Source organism: Nonomuraea sp. NPDC049684 (assembly GCF_044465345.1).
GTDB lineage: Bacteria > Actinomycetota > Actinomycetes > Streptosporangiales > Streptosporangiaceae > Nonomuraea.
The window spans coordinates 26759-51569 of record NZ_JBITLO010000027.1 but is presented as its reverse complement, the minus strand read 5'-3'; the positions used below and the strand labels follow the sequence as shown (position 1 = coordinate 51569).

The following is a 24811-nucleotide window of genomic DNA, read 5'->3' as shown; positions in this document are numbered from 1 at the left end:
CTGGACATGACCGAGCTATCCGCGATTCAGCTTGAGGACGTCGTCAAGGAGTACCTCTCGCACGGCGAGGTCGTCCAGGCGGTCAAAGGTGTGTCGCTGGACATCGCCGAGGGGGAGTTCTTCTCCCTCCTCGGCCCGTCCGGATGCGGCAAGACCACGACCATGAGGATGATCGCCGGCTTCGAGGAGCCCACCAAAGGGCTCGTGAGGCTGCACGGCAAGGACGTCACCGACGTCCCGCCGAACAAGCGCGACGTCAACATGGTCTTCCAGTCCTACGCCCTGTTCCCGCACATGAGCGTGTGGGACAACGTGGCGTTCGGCCTGAAGCAGCGCAAGACGCCGCAGGAGGAGATCCGGCGGCGGGTCGGCGAGATGCTGGAGATCGTCGACCTGACCGGCCGGGAGAAGCGCCGGCCGCGCGAGATGTCCGGCGGCCAGCAGCAGCGCGTGGCGCTGGCCCGCGCGCTGGTCAACCGGCCGCGGGCGCTGCTGCTCGACGAGCCCCTGGGCGCGCTCGACCTCAAGCTGCGCCAGGCCATGCAGATCGAGCTCAAGCGCATCCAGCGCGAGGTCGGCATCACGTTCGTGTACGTGACGCACGACCAGAACGAGGCTCTGACCATGAGCGACAGGATCGCCGTGATGAACGACGGGCTGGTCGAGCAGCTCGCGAGCCCGCGGGAGATCTACGAGCGACCGGCCACCGCGTTCGTCGCGGGGTTCATCGGCACCTCCAACCTGATCACCGGGACGGTGGCCGGCGGGGTGCTGGCGATCGGCGGCGGCCGGGTGCTGGTGCCGGACCACGAGGGCGACGTGACGGTGACCGTCCGCCCCGAGAAGATCACGATCTGCGCGGACGAGCCGGGACCCGGGCTGAGCGCCGTCCCCGGGACCGTCACGGAGATGGTCTACCTGGGCACCTCCAACAGCTACGCGGTGCAGCTCGCCGACGGGGCCGAGATGACCGTGTTCGAGCAGAACGCGCATGACGCGACGGCGACCGCGGAGCGGGGCGACTCCGTGTGGCTGTCGTGGGAGGCGCAGCACTCTTACGTGATTGGAAGTTGATAGCACCCCATGAACCCCCGCCAGATCACCCCCGCCCTCCTGAGGGGCATGACCCAGCCCCGCACCCGCCGCGACTTCTTCCGCGTCACCGGCCTGTCCGCCGCCGGCCTCGCGCTCGCCGCCTGCGGCGTCCAGGGCCAGAAGGCCGCCCCTCCGAAGGCCGACGCCGTCCAGGACTACTGGTCCAAGCAGAGCAAGCACGGCAAGCTCGTCTTCGCCAACTGGCCCGAGTACATGCCCGAGGACCAGGCCCCGCTGAAGAAGTTCACCCAGACGACCGGGATCTCCGTGGAGTACAAGGAGGTCATCCAGGAGAACGCGGAGTTCTTCGGCAAGGCCGACCCCGTGCTCCGCGCCGGCCAGTCGCTCGGCTACGACATCATCGTGATGACCAACGGCGTGCAGCTCCAGCACATGGTCGAGCTCGGCTACATCGTGCCGCTCGACCACAGCCGGATGCCGAACTTCCTGGCCAACGCCGGTGACAAGTACAAGGAACGCGCCTACGACCCGGGCAACCAGTACACGATGCCCTACTCCTCGGGCGTGACCGGCATCGCGTACAACACCAAGTACGTCAAGGACGACATCACCAGCATCGAGGCCCTGTTCGACCCCAAGTACAAGGGCCGGGTCGGGATGATGGCCGACGCGCAGGAGATCGGCAACTTCGGGATGTTCGCGCTGGGCGTCGACCCGGAGAAGTCGACCGAGGCCGACTGGAAGAAGGCCGGGGAGAAGCTCAAGCAGCAGCGCGACGCAGGAATCGTCCGGAAATATTACGACCAGAGCTACATCGACGCGGTCTCCAAGGGCGACGTCTGGCTGACCATGGCCTGGTCGGGCGACATCTTCCAGCGGCAGCTCGCCGGCGAGCCGGTCAAGTTCGTGGTGCCGGCGGAGGGCGGCACGATCTGGACCGACAACATGCTCATCCCCAAGGGCGCGGCCAACCCCGTGGACGCGCTCACCCTCATGGACTACCTGTACCAGCCCGCGGTGGCCGCCGAACTGGACGAGTTCATCCAGTTCGTCACCCCGGTCCCGGCCGTGCAGGACCTCATGCGGGAGAAGGCCAAGACGGCCAAGGGCGAGGACAAGAAGGCCCTGGAGGACATGGTGGACAGCCCGCTCATGTTCCCCTCGGAGGCCGACTACGCCAAGCTGCGCACCTACACCAAGCTGACCACCCAGCAGGAGCAGGTGTTCAACTCCATCTTCCAGTCGATCACCCAGGCCTAGCCATGAAACGGCTCACCCCCTACCTGCTCGCCCTGCCGAGCTGGCTGTGGCTGGCGATCTTCCTGGTCGTGCCCATGGTGGCGATGGCGTCGGTCTCGCTCCAGACGGGCAACGCCATCGACGGCTACGCGATGACGTTCAGCTTCTCCAACTACGCCGACGCGCTCGGCAGGTACAGCGACCAGCTGCTGCGCTCGCTCCTGTACGGCGGCCTGGCCACGGTGGCCATGCTGGTGATCGGGTACCCGGTGGCGTACTGGATCGCCTTCAAGGGCGGCAGCCGCAAGTCGGTGTACCTGTTCCTGCTGCTGCTGCCGTTCTTCGTCTCGTTCGTGCTGCGGACGATCTCGTGGAACTTCCTGCTGGCCGACAACGGCATCCTGTTCGGGACGCTGAAGGGCTGGGGGCTGCTGCCGGAGGGCTTCCACGTGCTGGCCACGACCGTGGCCGTGGTGGGCGGGCTCACGTACAACTTCCTGCCGTTCATGATCCTGCCGATCTACGTGGCCCTGGAGCGGGTGGACCCGCGGGTGGTGGAGGCGGCCCAGGACCTGTACGCCACCCGCGCCGGGGCCTTCCGCCGGGTGGTGCTGCCGCTGTCGCTGCCCGGCGTCTTCGCCGGGGTGCTGATGACGTTCGTGCCCGCGACGGCCGACCCGGTCAACGCGCAGATCCTCGGCGGCACGGCCAACACCATGATCGGCAACATCATCCAGACCGAGTACCTGACCAACCTCGACTACCCGACCGCCTCGGCGCTGTCGTTCACGCTGATGGCGATCCTGCTGATGGGCATCTTCGTCTACGCCCGCGCGCTCGGCACCGAGAACGTCCTTGAGGCGGCGGCGCGATGAGCGGCGAGCGAGCGATGAGCAGGGGCGCGCGGGGCAGGTTCGGCGACCGCCTGCTGCACGTCTACACCTGGCTGATCATCCTGTGGCTGTCGTCGCCGATCGCCGTCATGATCCTGTTCGGCTTCAACGACAAGAAGAGCAAGTCGAACACGAGCTGGCAGGGCTTCACCCTCAAGTGGTACGGCGAGCTCTTCGAGATCTCCGACCTGACCACGGCGCTGCGCAACTCCATCGTGATCGCCCTGGCCAGCACCGTGATCACGGTCGTCATCGGGACGATGCTGGGCCTGGCCGTCGGCCGCCACCGCTTCCGCGGCCTCGGCGCCACGAACTTCCTGGTCTTCGCCGCCATCTCCACGCCGGAGCTGGTGATGGGGGCCTCGCTGCTGTCGCTGTTCGTCTCGGGCAACGTGCCGCGCGACGGCACGACGATCATTGTCGCGCACGTGCTGTTCTCGCTGTCCTTCGTCGTGGTGACGGTCAGGGCGCGGGTCATCACGCTCGACCCGTCGCTGGAGGAGGCGGCCAAGGACCTCGGCGCGACCGCCTGGGGCACGTTCCGGCAGGTGACGCTGCCCTCGATCATGCCGGGCGTGCTGGCGGGCGCGATGCTCTCCTTCGCGCTGTCGATCGACGACTACGTGGTGACGAGCTTCGTCAACGGCTCGACCGTCACCTTCCCCCTGTGGATCGTGGGCGCGGTCAAGACCGGCATTCCACCGCAGGTCAACGTGATGGGTACGCTCATCTTCGGGATCGGTGTGCTGATCGCCGTGGCGAACGCGGTGGCCGCCAGACGCCGCGCCTAGGATCTGCTCCAACAGTCTTTCCCCCCGCGATCCGGCGGGGGGATTGGTGTATTCCGACCAAGAACAGGGAGGCGAGATCGGATTTCGGCGGGGGGAACCCGCGCGTGATCACATCATGCTTTTGGATCCCGCAATCAACAAAGAACAACTGAGACTTTCGTAGGGAAGTGGGATTTGTGGATCCGCTGAAGGCGCTGGCTGACGCGGAGCGCAAGCCGTACTGGCTGGACAGCCCGGCCAGACCCGAGCCGCGCGCGCGGCTCATCGGAAACACCGACGCCGACCTGGTCGTCGTCGGCGGAGGCTTCTCAGGGCTATGGACGGCCCTGATGGCCAAGGAACGAGACCCTTCGCTGGACGTGGTCCTGCTCGAAGGGCGCAGGATCGGCTGGGCGGCGACCGGCCGCAACGGCGGGTTCTGCATGGCGACCCTCACCCATGGCCTGGCCAACGGCCTGGAACGGTGGCCGGAGGACATCGGCCGCCTCGAACGCATGGGCGTGGACAACCTCGACGAGATCGAGCGCACGCTGGAGCGGCACGGCATCGACTGCTCCTTCGAGCGCACCGGAGAGCTGCACGTGGCCACCGAGCCGTGGCAGCTCGACTCGCTGGGCGAACACCTGGACCTGATCTCCGAACTCGGCCTCGACTACGTGCCGATGGACGAGCGGCAGGTGCGGGCCGAGGTCAACTCGCCGACCTACCTGGGCGGCCTGTGGGAACGCAGCGGCTGCGCCATGCTGGACCCGGCGCGGCTGGCCTGGGGGTTGCGCGAGGCGTGCCTGCGGCTCGGCGTACGGGTCTTCGAGCGCAGCCCGGTGCGTTCGCTGCGCGACGACGGCACGACGATCACCCTGCGCACCCCGTACGGTTCGGTGACGGGCCGCCGGGTGGCGCTGGGCACGGGGGTCTTCCCGCCCCTGCTGCGCAGGCTCAAGCACTTCGTCGTCCCGGTGTACGACTACGCCCTGATGACCGAGCCGCTGAGCGCGGCCCAGCTCGCCGAGGTGGGCTGGCACAACCGGCAGGGCGTCGGCGACTCGGGCAACCAGTTCCACTACTACCGGCTCACCGACGACAACCGCATCCTGTGGGGCGGCTACGACGCGGTCTACTACAACGGCGGCCTGGTCAAGCCGGAGTACGAGCAGCGCGACGAGACCTTCGTCAAGCTGGCCGAGCACTTCGCCACCACGTTCCCGCAGCTCTCCCAGGTGCGCTTCACGCACCGCTGGGGCGGCGTGATCGACACCTGCAGCCGCTTCAGCGCCTTCTACGGCACGGCGCACGGCGGCCGGCTGGCCTACGCCGTGGGCTACACCGGCATGGGCGTCGGGGCCACCAGGTTCGGCGCGAACGTGATGCTGGACCTGCTGTCGGGGGAGGCCACCGAGCGGACCGAGCTGCGGATGGTCAAGGAGAAGCCGGTCCCGTTCCCGCCCGAGCCGGTCCGGTCGGGGGTGATCCAGTTCACCCGATGGTCGATCGCCCAGGCCGACCAGCATCAGGGCAGGCGCAACCTGTGGCTGCGCACGCTCGACAAGATGGGCCTCGGGTTCGACTCCTGATCCGGTGATCCGAGGGGGCGCCGGGCCCGCCCGCCGCGGGCCTGGCGCACACTTGTCACCATGAAAGTCGAGTTCGCCGCCGACGGCGTGCGCCTGACCGGTGACCTGCGCACGCCCGAGGGCACGGGCCCCTGGCCGGGGCTGGTGCTCACCGGGCCGTTCACCGGGGTGCGCGACCAGGTCACCGGCCTCTACGCCGAGCGGCTGGCCCGGCGCGGCTACGTGACGCTGTCCTTCGACCACCGCAACTGGGGCGAGTCCGGCGGCGAGCCGCGCGGGCACGAGGATCCGCAGGGCAAGCTGGCCGACCTGCGGGCGGCGGTGTCGCTGCTGCGGTCGCGGCCCGAGGTGGACGGCGACCTGATCGGCGCGGTCGGCATCTGCCTGGGCGCTGGGTACGCGCTGAGGTTCGCCGCCTTCGACCCGCGCGTACGGGCGTTCGCGGGCATCGCCGGGGCCTACAACAACCCGTACACGATGCGGTCCGGCATGGACTACCAGGCGGCGCTGGCCGGGTTCACCGGCGTGCTGGAGCGGCAGGACCGGGGCGGCCCGGTCGAGTACCTGCCCGCCGTGGCCGAGGAGGGCGAGGCCGCGATGCCGGGCGACGAGCCGTTCGCCTACTACGGCACCGAGCGCGGCGCCGCCGCCTCCTGGCGGAACGCGGTGACCCGGGCCGGGCTGCGCGAGCTGATCACCATGGACAACATGATGGGCGCCGACTTCCTGTCGCCGAAGCCCGCCCTGATCGTGCACGGAGTGATCGACAGGTTCTGCCCGCCGGAGGGGGCCGAGGAGGCGTTCAAACGGCTCGACCAGCCCAAGAGGCTCGTCTGGGTGGACGCCAAGCAGCACATCGACCTCTACGACCGCGAGCCGTACGTGTCGCAGGCCGTGGCGGCCACCGCGGACTTCCTCGCCGAGCACCTCCGGCCGGGAGGCTCCCGAGCCTGACGTCTACGCTGGGGGGTATCGCACGGAATGGGGGATTCATGCGTGCCATCCAGTTCACCCGCTTCGGCGGCCCGGAGGTGCTCGAAGTGGCCGAGGTGCCCGATCCGGTGGTGGGGCCAGGCCAGGTGCTGGTCGACGTCGAGGCCGCCGGGCTGAACTTCGCCGACGTGCGGCAGATCTCCGGCCACTACTCCGCCCCCGACCGCCTGCCGCACATCCCCGGCAGCGAGGTCGTCGGGCTCGATCCCCGGGGGCGGCGGGTGATGGGCTTCACCGCCAACGGCTACGCCTCCAGGGCCGTCCTCGATGAGGGGGACGTCGTGGTGGTGCCCGGCTCGCTGCGGGCCGGGGAGGCGCTGGCACTGCTCGTCCAGGGGCTCACCGCCTGGCACCTGCTGCGCTCGTCGGCGCGGATCAGGGAGGGCGAGAGCGTGGTCGTCCACTCCGGCGCGGGCGGCGTCGGCAGCCTGGCCGTGCAGCTCGCCAAGGTGTTCGGGGCCGGACGCGTGATCGCCACCGCCTCCAGCGAGGACAAACGCTCGCTCGCCCTCGACCTGGGCGCGGACGCCGCCGTGGACGGCGCGGCCGACGGCTACGCCGAGCGCGTCATCGAGGCCAACGGCGACCGGCCGGTGGACGTCGTGCTGGACGCCGTGGGCGGCGCGGTCTTCGACGCGGCGCTGACCGTGCTGGCCCCCTTCGGGCGGCTGGTGAGCTACGGGTCGTCCTCGGGGGAGCAGGCCGGGCCGGTCGAGGTCGGGCGGCTCACCGCGGGCAACCTCGCCGTCCTCGGGTTCTGGCTGCATCCGCTGCGGGGGCGGCGGGAGATGGTCGGGCCCCCGCTGGGCGAGCTGCTCGCGCTGACCGCGGCCGGGCGGCTGAGGCCGCTGGTGGGCGGCGAGTACCCGCTGGCGGAGGCCGGCCGAGCCGTGGCCGACCTGGCCGGACGGCGAACTGTCGGAAAGGTGGTGCTCCTGCCCTGACGCGCAGGGTGTGACCAATGCCGCTACTGGGCAGAAAGTGATCAAAACCCCCGAGACGTGACGATCACGGGGGTTCTGCGCGTGTGGTGGAGATGGCCGGTCGTCGTGACGGTCTGGGGGCTCGCGGCCGGAGGTGTGGCCGGGTGCGCGGCCGGACGGCTGCCCGAGGCGCCCGGCGTGCGGAAGGCGCCGGTGACGGTCGGCCGATGCGTCCTGAAATTTCAGGACAAGAGGGCGGGGAGGGCGGCCCGCGACCGGCTTGCGCACGACATCGAGCAGTACCTGTCCAGACGCCCCGGACGGGTCGCCTACAGCATGCTGGAGCTCGACAGCGGCATCACCCTGGGCCGCGGCGAGCACCAGCACGACATGGTCACCGCCAGCGGCGTCAAGGTGGACATCCTGACGGCGCTCGTGCTGGGTCGCGGCGGCCTGGGCGAGGAGGAGCGCGACCTGGCCGAACGCATGATCACCGAGAGCGACAACGGCGCCGCCGACGCGTTGTGGGGCCGGGTCGGCGGCGCGATGGGCGAGTTCTACCGGCGCATGGGCCTGACCGAGACCGTCCCGGGGCCCGGCGTCTTCTGGGGCGGCACCAACACCAGCCCGGCCGACCGCATCCGCCTGCTCCAGGTGCTGGTGAAGGGCGGCGAGGGCCTGTCCGGCCGGGACCGCGACCTCGTGCTCGGCCTGATGGGACGCGTGGTCAAGGACCAGTCGTGGGGCGTCAGCGCGGCCGCCCGCCCGGGGGACCGGGTGGCGTTGAAGAACGGCTGGACGCCACGCCCGTTCATCCACAACACCTGGGCGGTGACCAGCTACGGCCGCGTCGTCGGGCCGGGGCGCGACCTGCTGCTGGCGGTGCAGACCGACGAGCAGCCGGGGGAGGGGGCGGGCATCGAGACCATCGAGGGGGTGGCCAGGATGATCGGCTCCCGCCTGGACGAGCTGTCGCCGACGATGATCCGCTCCTGCCCGCGAAACCCGGGCCCCTGACCCCACCCCTCCCGGCCTTTCCGCCCTCCCGGAGCTCGCCGGGATGAAGTAAGTCGCCCGTTTCCTGCAATAGGATCGGCTCTCGTCGCGTTTGACTGTTGTGAACTGATTGACCGCTCGGCGGCCGGCACCCGCCGGTATCTACCCCGGTCGAAGCCCACCTCCGACGGTGTGCTCCCCCGGCGGAGGACTCCGTCATGATCTGGACGGAGACCCTTGAAGTCCTACCTCGACGTGCTGGCCACCCCCGGCGCCTGGCGGTTCCTCGTGCCCGCGCTGCTGGCCCGCGTGCCGTTCGCGATGACCCAGATGGGCATCCTGCTGCTGGTCCAGTGGTCCACCGGCTCCTACGGCGCGGCCGGGATCACCTCCGCCGCCTCCGCCGTCTTCCAGGCCCTCATCGGCCCCCAGACGGGCCGCCTGGCCGACCGGTACGGCCAGGCCCGCGTGCTGCTCCCGCAGGTGGCCCTGCACGCCCTGGCCATGGGCGGCCTGCTGGCCCTGGCCGCCGCGCACGCCCACCTCGCGCTGCTGGTCGCCGTGGCCGCCCTCGTCGGCGCGTCGGGACCGCAGGTCGGCTCGATGGTCCGGGCCCGCTGGGCGCACCGGCTCGGCGGCACCGGCCGGCTGAACACGGCGTTCGCGGTCGAGTCGATCACCGACGAGCTGACGTTCACGCTGGCCCCGGTGCTGCTGGTGGGGCTGTCCACGGCGTACTCGCCGGTGGTCGCGCTGCTCGGCGGGCTCGTGCTGATCCTGGTGGGCACGGTGGTCTTCGCCGCCGTCCGGACGGGCCTGCCCGAGCCGGTGCCGGTCAGGATCGCCGCCTCCAAGGGGGTGCTGCGGCGGCGCGGCGTGGCGCTGCTGGCCGCCGCCTTCCTGGCCATGGGGTCGGTCTTCGGCAGCCTCCAGGTCGGCGTCACCTCGCTCACCACCGCCCTGCACGCGCCCGCCGCCGCCGGACCCGTCTACGGCGTCTTCTCCGGCGCCAGCATGCTCGGCGGCCTGCTGTACGGCGCGGTCCGCTGGCGGTCGTCCGCCCGCGCCCGGCTGGTCGCCGGGCTGGCCCTGCTCGCGGTCGCGACCAGCGCGTTCACGCTCGCCTGGGCCGTCCCCCACATGTACGTCGCCGCCGCCCTGGCCGGCCTGGTGATCGCCCCCGTGGTGATCACCGGCTACACCCTGGTGGAGGGCCTGGTCGCGGCGGAGGTCCGTACCGAGGCGTTCACCTGGCTGAACGGCGGCATCGCCCTCGGCATCGCGGCCGGGTCGTCGGTCGCCGGGCAGCTCGTGGACCACTTCGGCGCCTCCCTGGCGTTCGTCGTCGCCCCGGCGGCGACGGGCGTGGCCGCGCTGCTCGTGCTGGCCAGGGTCCGCAGCCTGCGCCCGCTGCCCCACAGGCCCGGGAGCCAGGCCCCCTCGCTCACCGAGGGACCGGCTGCTCTTCCTGGATGACCTTCGGCACCCCGCGCAGCCAGGCCAGCGCGAACACCGCGACCACGGTCAGCAGGACCGCCGTGACCAGCGTCGTCACCTGCATCCCCGACACGAACGCCGTCCGCGCCGCGCGCATCAGCTCCCCGGCCGCCTGCGGGGGCAGCTCCGCCGCCGTGGCGGTGGCCCCGGCGATCGACTCCCGCGCCGCCTCGCCGGGCACCCCGGCGGGCACCAGCAGGTTCGCGCGGTAGACGCTGTTGAGCACGGTGCCGAGCACCGCGATGCCCAGCGCCCCGCCGAGCTCGAACGCCGTCTCCGACACCGCGGCCGCCGCCCCCGCCCGTTCCTTGGGGGCGGTGGCCAGGATGTTGTCGTTGTTCACGGTGAAGGTGAGCCCGACCCCGAGCCCGCCGATCATCATCACCGGCAGCAGGGTGAGATAGTCCAGCTCGGTGCCGAGCATGGCGTACCGGACGAACGCGCCGGCGTTCAGCGCCAGGCCGAGCGCGACCACGCCGTTCCTGCCGAGCCGGCCGATGAGCCGGGCCGCGAGCACCCCGCCCACCGCGCCGCTGAGACCGCCGGGAAGCTGCGCCAGCCCGGCCTGGAGCGGGGTCCACCCCAGGACGAGCTGCAGGTACCAGGCGAACAGCAGGTTCATGGCCGACAACGCGAAGATCGCCAGCAGGTTCGTGCCCACGGACGCGCTGAAGGCCCGCCGCCGGAACAGCCGCACGTCGATCAGCGGCGTGGCCAGCACGCTCTGCCGCCGGACGAACAGCACCAGGCACACCGCGCCCACCACGGCCGCCCCCAGCACGTCGGCGTGCGCCAGGCCCTGGTGGGCGGCCTCCTTGACCGCGTAGACCGCCGTCACGACACCGGCGAAGGACAGCGCCACGCTGAGCCCGTCCACCCGCCCGGCGGCGGGGTTGCGCGACTCCGGCAGCACCAGGAACCCGCAGACCAGCACCAGCGCCATGATCGGCACGTTGATCAGGAACACCGACCCCCACCAGAAGTGGTCCAGCAGCACGCCGCCGACGACCGGCCCCAGCGCGAACCCGGCCGCGCTCATCCCGCTCCAGATCCCGATGGCCGCGGTCCGCTCGCGCGGATCGGCGAAGACGTTCCTGACGATCGAGAGCGTGGACGGCATGATCATCGCGCCGGCCACGCCCAGCAGCGTCCTGGCGGCGATCAGCAGCTCCGGGCTGGGGGCGTAGGCGGTCACCACCGAGGCGGCGCCGAAGCCGGCCGCGCCGATCAGCAGCAGCCGCCTGCGGCCCACGCGGTCCCCGAGGTTGCCCATGGTGACGAGGAGCCCGGCCAGGGCGAACCCGTACATGTCGCCGATCCAGAGCAGTTGCGTCGAGCTCGCCCCGAGGTCGGCGACCAGCCGGGGGAGCGCCAGGTGCAGCACGGTGAGATCGACCGAGAGCAGCAGCGTCGCCAGGCAGGCGATGGCCAGACAGGCCCATTTGCGCGTCATGCCCTTTACGGTGGCGAGAGCGGCTGACGGCCCGCCTACCGTTCGCTGACCGCCCGGCCGAGGGCCTCGTCGATGCGGTTGCGGATGTCCTCGGTGCTGTACCAGTCGTCGGGGCACTCCGCGCGGGCCTGGGCCAGCAGGGACAGCGCGGCGTCGCGCTCGCCGCCGATCAGCGCCACCTCGGCCATCCCGAGGTGCGCCCAGGCCAGCATGTCCATGGAACCGACGCGGCGGGCCAGTTCGGCGGCCTCCTCGTAGTCGGCCCGCCCGCCCAGCGGCTCGCCCATGCCGAGCAGCGCGTCGCCGCGCCGGCACAGCGCCTCGGCCATCTCCGCCCGCGCGTCGAGCTCGCGGGCCAGCGTCAGCGCCTCGTCCGACAGCGCGTACGAGGCCGCGTAGTCCCCCTCGCGGGAGGCCAGCTCGCCCAGGCCCGACAGCACCAGCACCGTCCCCCAGCGCTCGCCGATGGCCCGGAAGGCGGCCAGGGCGCGCCGGAAGGTGGCCAGCGACTCCTCGGCCCGTCCCAGGATCTGCAGCACGAACCCCGCGCCGCTGTACGACAACGCCCGCTGCCAGGGCGGCAGCCCCTCGATGTTGGCCAGCAGGTCGCGGTAGATCTTCTCGACGTCCCCCGGCGGCCCGGTGAACATCGACCGCATCATCATCAGGAACTCCACCCGCTCCGGCAGGTGGGCGATCGGCAGCAGCTCGCGCACCTCGGCCAGCCGCTCGCGCACGACGTCGTCGGCCACGCCCGTCCAGGCGGTGACGAGCAGGCACATGACGTACTCCTCCTCCATGCCCGCGGGACAGACGTCGCCGATCCTGGCCAGCAGCGCGGCGGCCAGCCCTGCGATGACGCCGCGGTGGCCGCGCATCCACCAGTAGCAGGCGCTGTGCGCCAGCAGCCGCAGGCCGGTCTCGGGTCGCCCGGACACGGTCGTCCAGCGCACGGCGGCTTCGAGGTCGTCGCTCTCCCGGTCGAGGCGGGCCAGCCAGGTGAGCTGATCGGCGGTCCGCAGCAGCGGGTCGACGGTCAGGACCAGGTCGAGGTAGTAGGCGGTGTGCGCGTCCCTGATCGCGGCGGTCTCGCCGGACTCGGCCAGGCGTTCTGCGCAGAACGCCCGGATCGTGTCGAGCATGCGGTACCGGCCGCCGACGTACTCCACCAGCGACTTCTCCGCCAGCGAGAACAGCACCTCCTCCGGCAGCCCGCACACCCGCTCGGCCGCCTCGGGCGTGGCGCCGCCGACGAACACGCTCAGGCGGGCGGCCAGGCGCTGCTCGGCGTCGTCCAGCAGGTCCCAGCTCCAGGCGACGACCGCGCGCAGCGTCTGGTGGCGGGGCAGCGCCGTACGGCTGCCGCGGGTCAGCAGCCGGAACCGGTCGTCCAGGCGGGCCGCCACGTCGGCGACCGGCAGCGTGCGGAGGCGGGCCGCGGCCAGCTCGATGGCCAGCGGCAGCCCGTCGAGCGCCCGGCAGATGCGCACCACGTCCGCGGCGTTGCCGGCGTCCACGGCGAACCCCGGACGCACGGCGGCGGCCCGGTCGGCGAACAGCCGGACGGCGGCGTACGCCAGCGGGTCGTCCGGCTCCGGCGGCGGCAGGCGCAGGGGGGACACCGGCAGGATCGACTCCCCGGTGATGCCCAGCGCCTCGCGGCTGGTGGTCAGCACCCGCAGCCCGGGGCAGGAGGCCAGCAGCGCGTCGGCGAGCTCGGCCACGGTAGCGACCAGATGCTCGCAGTTGTCCAGGACGAGCAGCAGGTCGCGTTCGGCCAGCGCGGTGAGCAGCCGGGTGACCGGGCCGACCGCGGCGCGCTGGGGCGCGGGCAGCAAGGCGTCGCGGATGTCGAGGGCGACCAGCACCGCGCCGGGCACCCCGGCGGCGCCCGCCACGTGGGCGAGCGGCACGAAGCACACGTCGCCCGGCTCCTGGGCGGCCGCCTCCTGCGCCAGCCTGGTCTTGCCCGCGCCGCCCGGGCCGATCAGCGTGACGAGCCTGCTGTCCCGCAGCCGCGCGCTCACCTGCGCCAGCTCCTCCGCCCGGCCCACGAAACTGGTCAGCTGCGCCCGCAACCCCTGCTTGAACCCGCCGCCCGGCGACGCGCCGGGCCCGCCGGGCTCGGGAAGGAAGGGGGGAACCGGCGGCTGGAAGGGCGCGGGACTCGGCGCGGTGGTCTGCGCGGTGAGGGACGGGTCGGCGCGCAGGACGGCGAGGTGCGCGGCGGCCAGTTCGGCGCCCGGCTCGACGCCCAGCTCCCGGTCGAGCAGCCGCCGCGCCTCCTCGTAGACGGCCAGCGCCTCGGCCTGCCGGCCGCTGCCGTACAGGGCGCGCATGAGCTGGGCGCGCAGGCGCTCGCGCATCGGGTGGGCGGCGGTGAGCCGGCGCAGCTCGGCGACCAGGTCGCGGTGCCGCCCGAGCGCCAGGTCGGCCTGGAGGCGGTCCTCGACGGCCGCCAGCCGCAGCTCCTCCAGCCCGGCCGCGGCCGACACCGCGTGCGGCGCGTCGGCGAGCGGCGCGCCCCGCCACAGCTCCAGCGCCTCGCCCAGCAGCGCAGCCGCCCGCCCGGCGTCCCCGGCGGCCAGCGCCCGGCGCCCGTCCAGGGCAAGGAGCTCGAAGCGGCGCGCGTCCACGTCGTGCGGGTCGGCGACCAGCCGGTAGCCCGCCGGGTGGAACTCGATCAGGTCCCGGCCGAGCGCCCGGCGCAGCCTGGACACCTGGGACTGCAGCGCGTTGGCGACGCCGTCCGGCGGGTGGGGGCCGTAGAGGTCGTCCACGAGCCGGTCGGCGCCGACGACGCGGCCGGCGTTCAGGGCCAGCAGGGTGAGCAGGGCGCGCACCCGCGGCCCGCCGAGCGCCACCGGCGCGCCGTCCTCGTCCAGCACGCTGGTGGGTCCGAGGATCTCGAAGCGCATGCCCCGATTATCGGGTCTGCGGGAGGAGTGCGGCGATTTCTCCGTACGTCGGCAGCGCCGGGGCGTCCTTGCCCTGCGCGCCCAGCGCGGCGGCCAGGGCGCCCTGGAGCGCGGCCCGGTAGAGCAGCGAGCCGGTGCTCACCCGGGCCACCCCCGCCTCGGCCAGCCGGTCCAGCGTGGGGCCGCCCGGCTGGTAGAGCACGTTGAGCGGCAGCCGCGTGCGCGCGACGACCTCGGCGATCTCCGCCGGGTCGGACAGCCCGGGGACGAAGATGCCGTCGGCGTGCTCGTAGGCGTCCACCCGTTCGCGCCAGTCGCCGGTGCCCAGCCAGTGGGTGTCGGTGCGGGCGTTGACGAACACGCCGTGGCCCGTGGCGGCCTCGATGATCCGCCGGTGCAGCTCGACCGGGCGCAGCGTGCCGTCGGGACGGCCGTCCTCCAGGTTCACCCCCGCCACCCCGAGCGCGGCCAGGCTCGCGACCAGGTCCGACACCTCCTGCGGGTCGTCGCTGAAGCCGCCCTCGATGTCCACCGTGACCAGCATGCCCAGGTCTTTGATCGTCTCGGCGAGCTCGATCGTCTCGGCCCTGGTCGCGCCGGCGGCGTCCGGCTTGCCGTGCACGGCGGACACGCCGAGGCTGGTGGTGCCGATCGCGGGGAAGCCGTGCGCGGCCAGGATCGCGGCCGAGCCGTAGTCCCACGCGTTGGGCAGCAGCAGCGGGTCGCCCGGCTTGTGCAGGTCGTGGAAGTTCATCGGCGGGTCCCTTCGAGGAGCGCGTCGAGCACGCCGGCGGCCAGCGCGAGGGCGTGGGCGGGAGCGGGGCACGGGCGCAGGCCGTCCCCGAACGTCAGGTGGGGGGCGGGGCCCCGGGAGGCGTCGAAGCGGTCGGGGTCGGCGAACACCTCGGGATCGCGGTTGGCCGCGACCAGGTCGATCGTGACCTCTTCGCCGGTGCGGGTGTCGAGCCGGCGGCTGGCCTTCAGCGGCGGGTCCTGCCTGAGCGTCTCGCGCAGCACCGCCTCGGGGTCGTCGCCCGGCACGGCGTGGGCGAGCGCGTTCTCGATGAGCGACTCGGTGGCTGCGTGGCCCTGGAGCAGCAGGGTGACGGCCGGCAGGTCGGTCAGGCCGAGCAGTTCGGCGACGGCGGCGTCGGCCTGCGGGCTCCCCTCGCCCGACAGGTAGCCGCTCGCGGCGGCGGGCACGGCCGAGGTGTCCGGCACGCCGAGCGCGGCCCCGAGCACGGCAGTGGGCACGCCGTGCCAGTCGCCGTCACGGTTTCCGATGCGGTCGCGTGTCGCGGCTCTGGCGGCCGTCCGCAGCTCGGCCGGGTCCAGGGCGGACAGGCGCTCGACGGCCAGGCGGCGGCGTTCGGCGTGCGTCTCGCCGGTGCTGAAGCGCGACACGTGGGCCCGCAGCCAGGCGAGCGTCCCCGGCTCGCCGTCCTGCGGGACGGGCGGCGGCACGTACCGGCTGTCCGACAGCACCGCCCTGGCTTCGGCGTGGTGGGTGATGAGCATGGGTCCACGCTAGGCCGCCGACCGTTCGGCGGCGGACGAAGTATGGTCGCGCATCCCGGTCAGGCCGCCAGCCGCTGCGGGCTCTCGGGCTGCGCGGGCGCCCCGGTGGCCCGCGTGCCCTGCGCCCGCACGGCGGCGCGGCCCGGTGCGCCGGCCAGCGCCATGGCGACGACGAGCACGATCTCGGCCAGCACCAGCCCCCGTTCGAGCAGCCCGTAGTAGGCCTGGCCGCCGATCAGCGAGGAGGTGACGGCGGCCGGGTGGGCCGCCAGGTATGCGACCAGCGTCAGCCCGGAGGTCAGGCTGAGGGCCTTGACCGCGCTCCAGCGCGCGGCCGCCGCCCGTCCTCTGGCCAGGGTCCAGCCGGCGACCGGCAGCGCGGTGAAGACCACGGCCGCCGACCAGCGGTGGATCTCCCCGCCGAGCGTACTGATGTCCGACATGCCGGGATCGGTGGGGAAGATGGCGCTGAGCATCAGCCCGGCCGCCCCCGCCAGCAGCAGCACGCGGGTCGCGGCGGTCCGCGCCGGCTCCCGGGCGGCCAGCCCGTACGCCAGCGACAGGCAGGCGGCGGCCAGCGCCAGCGTCCCGGCCAGCACCGGCAGCATGCCGCCGGGGACGAGCGCGTAGTCGCTGATCAGCGGCTGCTCGGGCAGGGCCGCCTGCGCGTAGCCGAGGGCGGCCACCGCGGTCACGGCCCCGGCCACGGGGGCCGGCACGGCACGCCAGGTCATCGGGTCACCTCGTCGTAGATCTGCTCGAAGCGGGCCAGCGACGCCTGGTCGTCGTGGGTGAGCGCCAGCGCCCGGCTGGCGTTGCCCAGGCGGGCGCGCAGGTCGTCGTCGGTGAGGACGGCGGTCAGGTGCCTGGCCAGCGCGACCACGTCGCCCGGCCGGTAGAGGTAGCCGTTGCCGTCCACCAGGTGCGGCAGGGCCATCGCGTCAGCGGCCACGACGGGCAGGCCGGACGCCATGGCCTCCAGCGTGGCGATGCTCTGCAGCTCGGCGACGCCCGGCATGGCGAACACGTCGGCGGCGGCGAACGCCTGCGGCATGCTCTCGTCGGGCACGAAACCGACGAAGAACACCCGGTCGCCCACCCCGATGCGCTTGGCCAGTCTCTCCAGCTCCATCCGCTGGTTGCCGCGGCCCACGAACGCCACCTGCGCGTCGGTCTCGTTGAGCACGAGGGGCAGCGCGCGGATCAGCTCGTCGAGGTGCTTCTCCTCGTCCAGGCGGCCCACGAACAGGGCGGTCGGCCGGTCGGGCAGCGCGAACCGGCGGCGCGCCCACGACTTGGGTTCGGCGTGCGGGTGGAACCTGGCCAGGTCGATGCCGCACGAGACGGCCTCGACGTCGCGGGAGAAGCCCTGGTCGGCCAGGAGCTTGGCGGCCAGCGGGGTCGGCGTGGTGATGTGGTCGGCGCGCTTGAAGATCCGGCTGAAGTCGCGCCAGGCCAGCCGGCCCGCCTTGGCCCGCAGGGCCTCGGGGACGTGCCCGAACTGGAAGAGGTTGTCGGGCATGAAGTGGTTGGTGGCCACGACCGGCACGCCGCGGCGCCGGGCGGCGGCGATGGCGGACCGGCCGACCACGAAGTGGCCCTGGGTGTGCAGGACGTCCGGGTCGATGTCGGCCACCAGCCGGTCGAGCCTGGTCGGCACGGTGACCCGCATGGTCGGGTGCACCAGCAGCGGGGCCGAGCGCAGCCGGTGGACGATCACGCCGTCCACCACGTCGGCGCTGGCCGGGCCGGCCTCCGACTGGCACACCACGTGCACCTCGTTGCCGCGCGCGGCCAGGCCGGTGGCCAGGCGGTGGGTGAAGTAGGCGGCGCCGTTCACGTCGGGGGGATAGGTGTCGGTCGAGATCAGGACGCGGCGGGGACGTTCGGGGGCGGGGGCGAGCTGGGCGTGGTCGGTGACGTTGCGCAGGGGCATGGCCATGACGGTGACTCCGCTTTCACAAGGGGGGACGGCTGGGGGAGGGCCGATGGACGAACAGGGGGTTTCGGTCAGGGGAGGTGATCAGGCGAGGTCGTTGCGCGCCTCCAGCGGGGACGTCCTGGCCAGGGCGAACGTGCCCGCCGCGGTGAGGGCGGCGGCCGCGATCGGCGCGAGGCCGGACGGCAGCGGCTCGCCGAGCAGCAGCGCCCCGAAGGCCACCGCCGTGAGCGGGTCGGCGATCTGCAGCGAGGCGAAGGAGACGCCGAAGTGCCCGACGGCGTAGGCGCGTTGCAGCATCATCAGCGCCAGCAGCAGCGGGACCGGCAGGGCCAGCAGGTACCACCAGTTCCAGCCGCCGTCCACGAGGACGCGCATGAGCGTGGCGGTCGCGCCGTACAGGACGCCGGAGCCGGTGGCCAGCAGCGCGGCCCGGCCGGCGGGGGAGGCCGCCTTCGAGCCCGCCCACAGCAGCACCGCCGCGACGCCGGCCACGGCGAGCAGGGTGAGCACGCCCGTGGGCGCCAGGTACGTCGGCCCGTCGGACTCGGGCACCAGCAGCACCAGGCCGATCAGCCCGGCCGCGACCACGCCCGCCGCGGCCAGCTCCTTGCGGGAGGGCCGGCGGCCGTGCAGCGCGGCGGCGATGGGCAGCGCGAACAGCAGGCTGGCCACCCCCATCGGCTGCACCACGGTCAGCGGGCCGAGCCCGAGGGCGACGATGTGCAGGCCGCCGCCCGTCACGATGGAGACGCCGCCGAGCAGCCAGCGCGGCCTGCGCAGCAGGGTCAGCAGCGCGGGCTTCGCCGAGCCCGCCGCCTCGAACTGCTGCAGCGCGGCCCCGAGCGCGAAGAACAGCGAACCGACCAGCGCGATCGCCGCGGCCAGCACACTCATGCGCACTCCTTTCAGACGGATGGTTGCCGGACAGGGTCAAACGGACGTGTCCACCGGAAGGCGTTCCGGGGAAGGCTGGGTGGCGCGCCGCTTCCTGGCCCACCGCACCAGCTCGACGAGCCCGGTGATCGACAGCGCGATGCCGAGGCCCAGCAGCAGGCCCTTGATCGGGTCGTTCTCGAAGGCCATGCCGCCGAAGAAGCCGATCAGCCCGGAGTACACCGCCCACGAGCTCGCCGCGATGGCGTCGAAGAAGGTGAACGAGCGCAGCGGATGCCCGACGGCGCCCATGGTCAGCGTCGTCGCGGTCCGTCCGCCGGGGATGTACCTGGCCACGATCAGCACCATTCCGCCCCGCTCGGCCAGCGCGCCGCGCGCCCAGACGAACGCCTTCCTGTCCCGCAGCCGCCTGGCCGACTTGTTGCCGATCAGGTACGACACGTGGTCGCCCACGAACGCGCCGAGCGCCGCGACCACGATCACCAGGGCCAGGTTGGTCTGGCCGGAGGCGGCGAACACCGCCGCGGTGATGACCGACGTCTCGGCGGGCACGACGGGGAAGAACCCGTCGAGCAGCGCCAGGGCGAACAGCGCCACGTACAGCCATGGCGATGACATCACCTGCTGGACGAGGTCGAGAATGGCGTGCGACATATGCGTGGACTCCGATCGTCAGGGCACTCACAAAGCCTGTCGGCGTGAGCGGACCGGGGACATCGGGGATGCCCCGGGTCGAACGCGGGCCCGTCCCCTAGGAGGGTCAGGGCCGCCTACCCCACGAAGGTAGAAATTCCGCAGGTCGTGGCACATCGGCCCATCGGCACGCGCCACCCCCTACTTTCGTCAGGGGCGGAGGTGCGACTTCCGTGTGACACCCACGATCAAACCGGTTGCGCGCCCCGGAAACAGGAGAGGAGGTATCCGCCTTTCAGGTGGGGTTAGCCCCACCGTGATCACTGCACCGGACCCCACCCTGACTTTCGTCAGGGGTGCCGCATGACCTTCGGGCGGGACCGGCCCCGCCGGACGGCGGATACCGTCGGTGCGTGAACCGTCTGCGTCGTGAGAGCCGCCGTCAGGTCGTCCTCGACCTGCTGCTGTGGGCCGTGCTGGGCGTCTTCGTGACCGCCATGGGCCCCGACCCGTTCGTCGACCCGGCCGGGTTCGCGACGGTGACGCTGCCCAGGGTGGGCCTGGCCGCGCTGGCGGTGCTCGTGGGCCGGCCCTGGCCGCTGGCGGCGCTGGTGCTGCTGCTGCCGCTCGGCCCGTGGCGCTTCACCGACGGCTTCGCGACGGTGGACCTGACGTGGCTGCTGCCCCGGCGCGACGTCAAGATCCTGCCGCTGCTCGCGACCTCGCCGTTCATCATCTGGTACGCCTACCTCACCGGCCGGCGCATGGCCCGGCTGTGGCCCGCGGGCGCCGTGTTCTGCCTGATCACGGCCATCGGCTGCGGGGTCGTGCTGCTCCAGGGCGGTGACCTGGCGCTGTGGGTGTCGATGGGCACCGGGCTCGTCGGCACGTACCTGGCGCCGTACCTGCTGGGGCTGCTCCGGCGGGGCGTGCTCCAGCAGCGGCGGCAGGCGCGGCTGTCGGTCGAGGCGCAGGCGCGGCTGCGCGAGCGGGCCAGGATCGCCCGCGAGATGCACGACTCGCTCGGCCACGACCTGGCGCTGATCGCGGTGCGCGCCGGCGGGCTCGAAGTCGCCCCCGGCCTCGGCCCGGCCCAGGTCAAGGCGGCCGGCGAGCTGCGCATGGCGGCGGCCGACGCGACCGAGCGGCTGCGCCAGATCATCGGCCTGCTGCGCGAGGACGCCGAGGAGGCCCCGCTGTCCCCGGTGGGCGAGGACGTCGCCGAGCTGGTCGGCCGGGCCAGGGACTCCGGCATGTCGATCACCCTGGAGCTGGCGCCGGGGGCGTCGTCGGAGCTGGCGCACGCCGTCGTCCAGGAAGGGCTGACGAACGCGGCCAAGCACGCGCCGGGCGCGGCGGTCGCCGTGTCGGTCGCGCCGCACCGGGTGGTCGTGCGCAACGGCCCGCCGAGCTCGCGTCCCAGCGCCCGGCGCGGCGGGCTGGGGCTGGCGGGGCTGCGCGAGCGCGTCCGGCTGGCCGGCGCCACGCTGACCGCGGGCCCCGACGGCGACGGCTTCCGCCTGGCCGTCGAGCTCCCCCGCGAGGGGGAGGCGGATCCCCGCCGCTCGGGAGGGGACCGGCCCGCCTGAGGCGCACGATCGGGGGCATGACGAAACAGCGAGCGGGCATCGGCCGGCTCACCGCCGCGATCGTGGCGGTCGCCGCCACGCTGCCCTACCTCACGATCAAGACGCTCTGGCTGACCGGCGACCCCGTCGGCGTCTCCGACCCGGCGCTCATGGACAACGGGCAGATGCTGGGGATGAACGCGCTGACCTTCGCCATGGAGGCCGCCGGGCTGCTGCTGGCGCTGGCCTTCACCATGCGCTGGGGCATGCGGCTGCCCGCCTGGCTGGTGCTGCTGCCGCTCTGGGCGGGCACCGGCCTGCTGTCGGTGCTGGCCGTCACGACCCCGCTGATCGTGCTCGTCGGCGGCCTGGCCATCTTCAGTGGCGGCCCGATCCAGACCTGGGTCTACCTGGTCGTCTACGGCGGGTTCATCACCCTCGGCGTCGCCCTCACGACGGCCTTCGCCCTCTACGCCCGCGACCGCTGGCCCGCCGTCTTCGCCACCCCTGTCAGGCTGGCCTTCCCGAGCGCGACCCGATCGTTTCAGGAGGTGGTGGCGTGGGGCGCGCTGCTGGTGGCGACCGCCGTCGGGGCGCTGCGGGTCGTCATGGCCTTCGACGGGACCGTCCAGGCCGTCCAGAACGGGCTGAAGGCTCTGCTCGCGGTGGGCGGGGCGGCCGCGCTGGTGGCCCTGGTCAGGCGGCGCGGGACCGGCCCGTTCTGGCGGCCGCTGGCCCTGGCCTGGCTGGGGTCGGGCTCGCTGTTCGGGTGGGGGCTGTTCTCGATGATCGTCAGGTCCACGGGCGGCCCCCTGGCCTACGGCGGCACGGGGGTGGCGGACTTCGCCGAGCTGTTCGGCATGCTGACCGGGCTGGTGATGGGGATGTGTGGAGCGTTCCTGCTGGCCGAACGGTCAGGCGTGGGCCACGTGCAGCCTGGCCAGGACGCGTTTGAACGCCAGGATCGAGAAGGTGATCGCCAGCCCGCTGATCACGGCCACCGCTGAGGTGCGCAGCACCATGAACGCGCCGAGCGAGCCCTCCAGCTTCTCGTAGACGGCCAGGAAGATGCTCAGCGTCGAGTTGGCCAGCAGCACGAACGCCCACAGCAGCGTGATCCTGGCGAAGAACCTGCGCACCCGCTCGTGCTTGAGCACGGCCGACGGCAGGTGGATGTAGTCGAGGGTGAGCTTCTGCACCAGCGGCCGGTTGAGCCGGACGGAGGCCAGGAAGACCATGCTGATGCAGATCGTGCCCAGCTCCGGCTGGATGAAGAACCACATCCAGGTGCCCGTCCAGAACGACACCAGGGCCCGCACCGTGACCGCGAACGCGGCCAGGAACATGGTGGCGGGCACCTTGATCCCCCTGATCAGCCGCCAGGCCACGCCGAGGTACACCCAGGAGACCGTGGCCACCAGGGCCCACTTGAAGCCCAGCACGACCATGGCGAGATAGAACACCAGCAGGGGGGCGACCACGCCTTCGAGCAGGCGGGGGGCCGCCTGACGGGCGAGCGCGGTCAGACGGGGGAGTGCGACCGGATGGTGGTTCAAGGCTGCTCCGCAGATAGGCCGACGATCAGCGTCTACCCGGGCTTCGGGGGTCCAGGCTTGCCGGATGGACCGGTCGTCGTCACCGCCGGGTGCGACTCCGCCCGGTGCGACTCCGAAGGCCGGTGGCCTACCGTACCGGAGCCCGGCGAGTAGGACTGCCGCTTTTGCCGCGTTCCATCTGTTCCATACGAAACCAGCTCACCCTTGAACCCGGCTTTCAGCCGAGTGACGCCGTGGCGAGCTTGGCGCCGAACCCGAGGAACAGCGCGCCGACGCCCGAGGTCAGGCCCGCGCTCAGCTTCCTGTGCCGGCGGAACTGGCCGGCCAGGAACGTGCCGGAGAAGATCAGCGTGGTGAGGTAGAGCACGCTGAAGATCTGGATCACCGCGCCCAGGATGAGGAACGACAACCAGGGGGCGCTGTACCCGGGGTCCACGAACGGGATGAAGAACGACAGGAAGAACAGGATCGCCTTCGGGTTCAGCAGGCTGATCGTCAGGGCCTTGCGGAACGGCCGGGCCTGCCGCACGGGGGCCGCCCCGGCGTCGTCGGCCGCCGCCGGGCGGGCCCGCCAGGCCCTTACCGCGCCGCGGATCATCTGGAAGCCCATCCAGGCCAGGTAGGCCGCGCCGGCGTACTTGACGACGGTGAACAGCACGGGCGTCGCGCGCAGCAGGGACGCGGCCCCGGCGGCGGCGAGCACCATCAGGACGGTGTCGCCGAGAAAAACGCCCGCCGCCGCCCGGTAGCCCTGCCGGACGCCGTGCTGGGCGGCGAAGCTGAGGACGTACAGGGAGTTCGGGCCGGGGAGCAGCACGATGAAGAAGGCGCCGACGACGTAGGTCCAGATGTCCGTGATACCGAAGAACACGCTTAACGGTATCGCGTGATATGTGCCGATTCAGTCAGTCGTGGGCTGTGCTTTGCGATGCTGATGCCTATTGACCCAGTAGGGATACTCGTGAATATCTGGAGTCATGGCTCTCTGGACCCCCGACCCCACGTTCTACCCCTCCCCGCGCGACGCCGTCGAGGCCCCCGTGGAGAAGCTGGCCTACGTCGCCGCCTTCGACCGGTCGGCGAACCGTCCGGACGCGCTGGCCGTGCTCGACACCGACCCCGCCTCCCCGGCCTACGGCACGGTCATCGGCTGGACCGACCTGCCCGGCACCGGTGACGAGCTGCACCACTTCGGCTGGAACGCCTGCAGCAGCGCCCTGTGCCCCAACGCGCCGCACCCGCACGTCGAGCGGCGCTACCTGGTCGTCCCCGGCCTGCGCTCCTCGCGCATCCACATCTACGACACCAAGGACCGGATCAGCCCCGAGCTGGTCAAGGTGATCGACGCCGAGTCGCTGGCCAGGCGGGCGGGCTACTCCCGCCCGCACACCGTCCACTGCGGCCCCGAGGGCCTGTACGTCTCGGCGCTCGGCGGCGCGGACGGCGCCGAGGGCCCCGGCGGCATCGCCGTGCTCGACCACACCTCCTTCGAGGTGCTCGGCCGGTGGGAGCTGGACCGCGGGCCGCAGTACCTGGCCTACGACTTCTGGTGGCACATCAACCACGACGTGCTGATCACCTCGGAGTGGGGCACGCCGTCCATGATCGAGGACGGCGTGGTCGGCGAGCTGCTGCTCGGCCGCAAGTACGGCCACAAGCTGCACTTCTGGGACCTGCGCAAGCGCCGGCACGTCCAGGAGGTGGACCTGGGCGACCAGCACCAGATGCCGCTGGAGCTGCGCCCCGCCCACGACCCCACCCGCCTGTACGGCTTCGTCGGCGTGGTCACCAGCGTCGAGGACCTGTCGGCCTCCGTCTGGCTGTGGTTCCACGAGGACGGCCGCTGGCAGGCGCGGAAGGTCATCACCATCCCCGCCGAACCGGCCGACCCCGCCCTGCTGCCGCCCGTGCTGCAACCGTTCGCCGCCGTGCCGCCGCTGGTCACCGACATCGCCCTCTCCGTGGACGACCAGCGCCTGTACGTCTCGTGCTGGGGCACCGGGGAGCTGAAGCAGTACGACGTGTCGGACCCGTACAAGCCGGTCGAGCTGGGATCGCTGCGGATCGGCGGCATCACCCGGCGCACCCCGCACCCCGCCGAGCCCGGCCTCCCGCTTCGCGGCGGCCCCCAGATGGTCGAGGTGAGCCGCGACGGCCGCCGCGTCTACCTCACCAACTCCCTGTACGGCTCCTGGGACGACCAGTTCTACCCCGAGGGCGTCGGAGCCTGGCTCGCCAAGGTCGACGCCGGCTCCTTCACCTTCGACACCGCCTTCTTCCCCCACGGCGACGCCTTCCGCGGCCTGCGCCCCCACCAGGTGCGCCTCCAGGGCGGCGACGCCTCCTCCGACTCCTACTGCTACCCGTGAC

The 24811-nt window shown here is 72.4% G+C and carries 22 protein-coding genes; 12 read left to right on the top strand and 10 right to left on the bottom strand.

Features of this window, described 5'->3' with window-relative positions:
* The first annotated feature begins 6 nt into the window (after positions 1-6).
* The 9 genes from ACIBST_RS47685 to ACIBST_RS47645 all read left to right on the top strand — a co-directional run bounded on the left by ACIBST_RS47685 (position 7) and on the right by ACIBST_RS47645 (position 9938).
* A complete protein-coding gene (locus ACIBST_RS47685; RefSeq protein WP_397180087.1) occupies positions 7-1074 on the top strand; it encodes an ABC transporter ATP-binding protein in 1068 nt (355 codons plus the stop codon).
* A 48-nt stretch (positions 1075-1122) separates the two neighbouring features.
* Positions 1123-2316: a spermidine/putrescine ABC transporter substrate-binding protein gene (locus ACIBST_RS47680; RefSeq protein ID WP_397180086.1), complete on the top strand. Its 1194-nt coding sequence runs from the start codon at positions 1123-1125 to the stop codon at positions 2314-2316.
* Between the two features lie 2 nt (positions 2317-2318).
* The gene (locus ACIBST_RS47675; protein ID WP_397180085.1) at positions 2319-3170 is read left to right on the top strand and encodes an ABC transporter permease; all 852 of its coding nucleotides are present in this window, start codon (positions 2319-2321) and stop codon (positions 3168-3170) included.
* On the top strand, positions 3167-3979 hold the full coding sequence (locus tag ACIBST_RS47670) for an ABC transporter permease (protein ID WP_397180084.1): 813 nt from the start codon (positions 3167-3169) through the stop codon (positions 3977-3979). The genes ACIBST_RS47675 and ACIBST_RS47670 overlap by 4 nt, the downstream gene beginning before the upstream one ends.
* 176 nt (positions 3980-4155) lie before the next feature.
* On the top strand, positions 4156-5550 hold the full coding sequence (locus ACIBST_RS47665; protein WP_397180083.1) for an NAD(P)/FAD-dependent oxidoreductase: 1395 nt from the start codon (positions 4156-4158) through the stop codon (positions 5548-5550).
* 60 nt (positions 5551-5610) lie between these two features.
* Positions 5611-6504 (top strand): alpha/beta hydrolase, encoded by an 894-nt coding sequence (locus ACIBST_RS47660; RefSeq protein ID WP_397180082.1) that lies wholly within the window; start codon positions 5611-5613, stop codon positions 6502-6504.
* A gap of 38 nt (positions 6505-6542) precedes the next feature.
* Positions 6543-7487 carry a zinc-binding alcohol dehydrogenase family protein gene (locus tag ACIBST_RS47655; protein WP_397180081.1) on the top strand — a complete coding sequence of 315 codons (945 nt, stop codon included), beginning with the start codon at positions 6543-6545 and terminating at the stop codon, positions 7485-7487.
* Positions 7488-7544: 57 nt separating this feature from the next.
* A complete protein-coding gene (locus tag ACIBST_RS47650; RefSeq protein WP_397180080.1) occupies positions 7545-8483 on the top strand; it encodes a serine hydrolase in 939 nt (312 codons plus the stop codon).
* A 216-nt stretch (positions 8484-8699) separates the two neighbouring features.
* Positions 8700-9938 (top strand): MFS transporter, encoded by a 1239-nt coding sequence (locus ACIBST_RS47645; RefSeq protein WP_397180079.1) that lies wholly within the window; start codon positions 8700-8702, stop codon positions 9936-9938.
* Here ACIBST_RS47645 and ACIBST_RS47640 read toward each other — a convergent pair.
* The 8 genes from ACIBST_RS47640 to ACIBST_RS47605 form a co-directional block, all read right to left on the bottom strand.
* The gene (locus ACIBST_RS47640; RefSeq protein WP_397180078.1) at positions 9907-11412 is read right to left on the bottom strand and encodes a DHA2 family efflux MFS transporter permease subunit; all 1506 of its coding nucleotides are present in this window, start codon (positions 11410-11412) and stop codon (positions 9907-9909) included. The genes ACIBST_RS47645 and ACIBST_RS47640 overlap by 32 nt on opposite strands.
* Before the next feature lie 35 nt (positions 11413-11447).
* A complete protein-coding gene (locus ACIBST_RS47635; RefSeq protein WP_397180077.1) occupies positions 11448-14330 on the bottom strand; it encodes an AfsR/SARP family transcriptional regulator in 2883 nt (960 codons plus the stop codon).
* A 7-nt stretch (positions 14331-14337) separates the two neighbouring features.
* The gene (locus ACIBST_RS47630) at positions 14338-15084 is read right to left on the bottom strand and encodes an isocitrate lyase/phosphoenolpyruvate mutase family protein (protein ID WP_397180076.1); all 747 of its coding nucleotides are present in this window, start codon (positions 15082-15084) and stop codon (positions 14338-14340) included.
* The gene (locus ACIBST_RS47625; RefSeq protein WP_397180075.1) at positions 15081-15848 is read right to left on the bottom strand and encodes a cytochrome P450; all 768 of its coding nucleotides are present in this window, start codon (positions 15846-15848) and stop codon (positions 15081-15083) included. Before ACIBST_RS47625 ends, ACIBST_RS47630 begins: the two co-directional genes overlap by 4 nt.
* A gap of 59 nt (positions 15849-15907) precedes the next feature.
* The gene (locus ACIBST_RS47620) at positions 15908-16582 is read right to left on the bottom strand and encodes a DUF998 domain-containing protein (RefSeq protein ID WP_397180074.1); all 675 of its coding nucleotides are present in this window, start codon (positions 16580-16582) and stop codon (positions 15908-15910) included.
* On the bottom strand, positions 16579-17790 hold the full coding sequence (locus ACIBST_RS47615; RefSeq protein ID WP_397180073.1) for a glycosyltransferase: 1212 nt from the start codon (positions 17788-17790) through the stop codon (positions 16579-16581). Before ACIBST_RS47615 ends, ACIBST_RS47620 begins: the two co-directional genes overlap by 4 nt.
* A gap of 81 nt (positions 17791-17871) precedes the next feature.
* Positions 17872-18684 carry a DMT family transporter gene (locus tag ACIBST_RS47610; RefSeq protein ID WP_397180072.1) on the bottom strand — a complete coding sequence of 271 codons (813 nt, stop codon included), beginning with the start codon at positions 18682-18684 and terminating at the stop codon, positions 17872-17874.
* Between the two features lie 36 nt (positions 18685-18720).
* Positions 18721-19338: a DedA family protein gene (locus ACIBST_RS47605; RefSeq protein WP_397180071.1), complete on the bottom strand. Its 618-nt coding sequence runs from the start codon at positions 19336-19338 to the stop codon at positions 18721-18723.
* 392 nt (positions 19339-19730) lie between these two features.
* Between ACIBST_RS47605 and ACIBST_RS47600 the strand changes: the two genes are divergently transcribed.
* The gene (locus tag ACIBST_RS47600; protein ID WP_397180070.1) at positions 19731-20906 is read left to right on the top strand and encodes a sensor histidine kinase; all 1176 of its coding nucleotides are present in this window, start codon (positions 19731-19733) and stop codon (positions 20904-20906) included.
* A gap of 17 nt (positions 20907-20923) precedes the next feature.
* Positions 20924-21892, top strand: coding sequence for a hypothetical protein (locus tag ACIBST_RS47595; protein WP_397180069.1), 969 nt, complete (start codon positions 20924-20926; stop codon positions 21890-21892).
* Here the strand turns inward: ACIBST_RS47595 and ACIBST_RS47590 are convergent.
* Positions 21800-22441: a VC0807 family protein gene (locus ACIBST_RS47590; RefSeq protein ID WP_358283851.1), complete on the bottom strand. Its 642-nt coding sequence runs from the start codon at positions 22439-22441 to the stop codon at positions 21800-21802. The genes ACIBST_RS47595 and ACIBST_RS47590 overlap by 93 nt on opposite strands.
* Before the next feature lie 217 nt (positions 22442-22658).
* Positions 22659-23312 (bottom strand): leucine efflux protein LeuE, encoded by a 654-nt coding sequence (gene leuE, locus ACIBST_RS47585; protein WP_397180068.1) that lies wholly within the window; start codon positions 23310-23312, stop codon positions 22659-22661.
* 106 nt (positions 23313-23418) lie between these two features.
* Between leuE and ACIBST_RS47580 the strand changes: the two genes are divergently transcribed.
* Positions 23419-24810 (top strand): selenium-binding protein SBP56-related protein, encoded by a 1392-nt coding sequence (locus ACIBST_RS47580; RefSeq protein WP_397180067.1) that lies wholly within the window; start codon positions 23419-23421, stop codon positions 24808-24810.
* Position 24811 lies beyond the last annotated feature (1 nt).